Raw genomic sequence first — 4147 nt, forward strand, 5'->3', positions numbered from 1 at the left:
CTGCCCGTCAAACCGGGGCGGCCTGAGGCATGGCCCGGTTTGACGGAAATCAACGGCGTGACTTTGGCTGTTTACGCAGAAGGGGGTGGAGGGTAAGAAAACCTACACTTGTAAGGAGGGCTGGGGTGGGGTTTAATTCGCGAATGTTAAAAGATGTATGCACACCTACTTATATACTGTGAACGGCCAAGTTTTCGGCTTTTACAATTCACCGTAGGGTACGCTGTGCATACCTTTTACACTGATTTTTATGATGATTTTTTAAAGGTACGCACAGCGTACCCTACCAAAAAACCAAAAACTTGACCGTTTGAAGTATATATCTAGCCAAGGCCACCAAAAACCTCCCCCGCATCTTCCATTACCCCCCACCGCCACTATCGGCGACAATAGGCGTTTTTTGCCGCCGGAACTGTCATGACTTTACCTTTAAGCCGCCGTTGGCGGGAGTTGTCGATTTTAGTGTTGTTAATGGCGCTGACCACGCCGATTTTTTGGTTGACTGATGCCGACCAACAGGCGGCGGCGTGGTTTTATCAGCCGGGGTCGGGGCATTCGGCGTGGCCGTTTGGCGAGTGGTGGTTGTGGCGCGGTTTGTTTGCTTATACGCCGAAGCTGTTGGTCGCCGCCGCTGTCTCGGCGTTGTTGGTGGCGGTGGGCAGTTTTGTGGTCGGGCGTTGGCAACGCTGGCGGCGGCCTGCCTTGTATATCTTGTTGGTCATCGCCATCGGCCCCGGTTTGGTTATCAATCTGGTGTTTAAAGACCATTGGGGCCGGCCTAGGCCCTTGCATATCGCCGAGTTTGGCGGTGCGAATACCTATATCCCGCCGCTGCAAATCGGCGACACCCCGCACAAGTCCTTCCCTTGCGGGCATTGCTCGATAGGCTTCGCGCTGTTTGCCCTGTATTTCCTTTCGCGCCGCCGTAAGGCTTTTTATCTGGCCTTGACGTTAGTGGCGGCGGCAATAATGGCCGTATCGCGCATGGCGGCGGGCGGGCATTTTGTCTCGGATATTTTATGGTCGGGCTATCTGGTGTTTTTGGTCGCTTGGTTGTTGTATTACGGCTGGTATGTGCGCGGCCAGTCGGCGTAACCGCCGCTATTTTGCGATAGTAATGCTGGGTATGCCGGATTTGGGCAAGTCGGTGGTGGTCATCTGGTAAATTTGCGACAGCACCCGGAAAGCGGTTTGGTTCCATGACGATTGTGGGCTGGGGCTGACCGCGTAATATTTTCCCCGATAATTGACGGAGACATCGGCACCTTTGGGCGGGCTATCGGATTCTGAAATGGCAATGACCGAGACCGGATTTTCCGCCACCGCCGGTGTCCGTGGGTCTTTAGGGACATCCCGCTCCGGCTCGTTGGCGATACTGCGGCCAATAAAATACATAATGTTACTGAAACTGCGTAGCCTGAATTTGCCGTGCAAGGGATATTCGCCGCCTGGATAGCCGGGACGGATATCCACCAGAAAATCATTGGGGGCATTGCGTTCGGCCTCGTCATTCATCTGCATCCGCTGCGCATTAGTCAACAGAAAGGGGTCGTAGTTGGTCAGGATAGTCCGGCCTATCACCTGTTTGGATAAATGGTAAACCGACTGTTGCGCATCCAGCGTCATGGCATACTCTTTCTCTAAGGTATGGAATGATTCGCCCGTGACGGACGCGGCTGGCAATGTCCAATGGCGTTCAAACACTAATGGCTCGGCAAACAGCTGGTCACGGTCTTGAATCGACGACAAGTGCAGGACGATACGCCGGAACGCGGCATAATCCTGCTCATTGCGCGGGCGGTTGTGGTACACCGCCACATCGTTTTGGGTGCGGAACTCCAGCGTCACTAAGCGCAGCAAAATGTCTATATCAATATTCTGGCGCAGCAGCAACGTCAGCTTGTCTTCCGATAAGGGCGTGAGCAAGCGTTGGGTAAACTGCTCGCCTTCTATGGGGACAATGCTGATGGTCGGGTTTTCTGAGACCGAGCCGCCAAAAATAGGCACGAGGGTACTGCCGCTATTGCCCGCTAGGGCAGGGGTCATCCCCATATTGGCCTGAAAATTCAGCGTGGCCGCAATATTGGAAATACCGGAAAAAAAGATCGGCTGGTTAAAGCGGGAACGGGCAATATTAAGCAGCAGTTGTTTGGAAATGACATCCGCCGTCGCTTCGTTATAGGCCAGCGTCACATGATCCAGCGCCATAGGCGAAAAACACCCCGGCAGTCCGCTAACCAAAAGTAGTGCCGCCAGCCAGCGGCAGCGGTTAGCCCGGCACGGGCGACGGCTAAGGGAGCGGTTAGGCGTAAGGGCTGCGGTCATGGTCAATCCGATGGTTACGTTTGTTATAAGGTGAGGAAAGCTAAAAGGCCGACACTTAAGTCGGTTTTTTTATGCCCAAAGCAAATATTTATTACCTTTATATTGATACTGGGTTTTATTGTGGTAATATATGTCCCAACAAAGCTAAGCTTCTTGTTAAGAGGGTGAGCATAACCGTACCGCGCTATCGGGTTAATAATTCGCGGGAGTGCAAGCAGATCATGTCGTGTGCGCTTTTATTGTTTACGCACATTGCAGCGTCCTTCTACCGCTACGGCGGTTTATATCTGGGTTGCATGTCGATTATGGGCCGCGTGTGCCAACGCCCATAAAGGCGGAACCGTAACCGCCATTTGTCCCCTGCGTCTTGCCGACAGGGTTCAGCGGACAAATCTGACTGATTTGTGCATTAGCCACGCCTTACCCCGCCGCCTTGGCGGGGATTTTTTACCAGCGTAGCCTTTATGGCAATAATCTGTTATTTATTAATTGCCTATAATTTTTAGCCCCCGCACTTTCCAGGCCAATCATTATGAACACCACCACGCTATTAAGCGCTTTACAAACCAAACTGCCTAACGCCACGGTGACTGTCCGCCCGCCGTTAAGCGCCGAGCAACGCGCGGCGCGGCAGTCGGCCTTAGCGGATTATAACGCTTTTTGGCAAGGGCGGTTAACCGCCAAAGACCTGTGGCATGACCGGAGATACTGGCAATGAGGCTGCTGGATTATCTGCTGTACCGCCTAGGCGCGTATCATTGCAAAAAAGGCTTCCTGATTAGCAAGATGCTTCAGCCGAGGGGATCCAAACCTCTGGGCGAAGCCCAACGGCGATGGCGGCAACAAGCAGGCGCATGGGAAGCCTATCGAGCTGGAACCTGCGGTTGAAGCGATAGGCGAACGCCCCCAGATAACGCGAGGCATATTTTGCGAACCCAAACGCATGGTAAGCACCACCAAGGCTGGTCTTAAGGTTGCCCAGTATGGTATTGAGCCATAGGAATTCAAGCATTTCTTTAGGTTTTCGCCCGCCGACAATGATCGCCCCGTGTTGGCAACCCGCCCGGGTCACCGCCGCGAAGCAGGCCAGCCCGTCAGATAAGACGGCTCTGCCGGGTTCCAAGTTAGTTTCCGCCCAGTCGGCAATAGCCTCGCTGGTGAAGCCCGGAACGGGGGACAGCTTGATGCATAAAGGATGCCCGTCGTCGTCAGGCGACAGCGCGGCCACAAAAGGCACTTTGTTTTCAGACCCCCGGCCCGCTTTGCCGCCGCTGAGTTCGCCACCAAGATAAGCGTCGTCAATGTCGACCCTGCCGCTGAGGGTGTAGTCCGCGTCACGCTCGGACATCGCCGCCATCAGCTTGTGCTGGATCAGCCAAGCCGTGGGATAGCTGACGCCAATCAGCCGCTTCAAAGCCAATGCGGACAGCCCTGTCTTGGCTTGACTGATGAAATAGATCGCCAGAAACCAAACCGTCAGCGGCAGGCGGGTGCTTTGGAAGAGCGTCCCGGCGGTCAGTGACGTTTGGCGGCGGCAGGCTTTGCACTGGAAGGTTTTGTGGGTGCCGGTTTTAAACACACTATGGCCGGTTCCGCCACAACAGGGGCAGACAAAACCCTCAGGCCAGCGGGCTTGCTCAAGTTCGGCCTCACATTGCGCTTCGCTGCCGAACTGCTTAAGAAACTCAGGCAGTGACAGCCCAGGTTGGAATTGGATGCGGTTCATCGCCATGATATACGGCCCCTTAAATGATATGCCTTTAGTAGACGCCGTCCTTTCGCGTAATACTGGGTTTGGCTGAAGCATCTTGCTAATCAGGAA

At 54.2% G+C, this 4147-nt stretch carries 4 protein-coding genes; 2 read left to right on the plus strand and 2 right to left on the minus strand.

The window, feature by feature from the left end:
- Positions 1-417 precede the first annotated feature (417 nt).
- Positions 418-1095, plus strand: a complete 678-nt coding sequence (locus AADEFJLK_RS10070; protein ID WP_103974151.1) for a phosphatase PAP2 family protein — start codon at positions 418-420, stop codon at positions 1093-1095.
- A gap of 6 nt (positions 1096-1101) precedes the next feature.
- On the opposite strand, the gene AADEFJLK_RS10075 is transcribed toward AADEFJLK_RS10070, so the two are convergent.
- A complete protein-coding gene (locus AADEFJLK_RS10075; protein WP_249028013.1) occupies positions 1102-2325 on the minus strand; it encodes a hypothetical protein in 1224 nt (407 codons plus the stop codon).
- A gap of 532 nt (positions 2326-2857) precedes the next feature.
- On the opposite strand from AADEFJLK_RS10075, the gene AADEFJLK_RS10080 reads away from it, so the two are divergent.
- A complete protein-coding gene (locus tag AADEFJLK_RS10080) occupies positions 2858-3043 on the plus strand; it encodes a hypothetical protein (RefSeq protein WP_088621122.1) in 186 nt (61 codons plus the stop codon).
- 60 nt (positions 3044-3103) lie between these two features.
- Here the strand turns inward: AADEFJLK_RS10080 and AADEFJLK_RS10085 are convergent, their stop codons facing one another.
- Entirely contained in the window at positions 3104-4057 is a 954-nt protein-coding gene (locus AADEFJLK_RS10085; RefSeq protein WP_103974153.1) for an IS1595 family transposase, read from the minus strand.
- Positions 4058-4147: the final 90 nt, after the last annotated feature.

This window comes from Methylovulum psychrotolerans, from assembly GCF_002923755.1.
Taxonomy (GTDB): domain Bacteria; phylum Pseudomonadota; class Gammaproteobacteria; order Methylococcales; family Methylomonadaceae; genus Methylovulum; species Methylovulum psychrotolerans.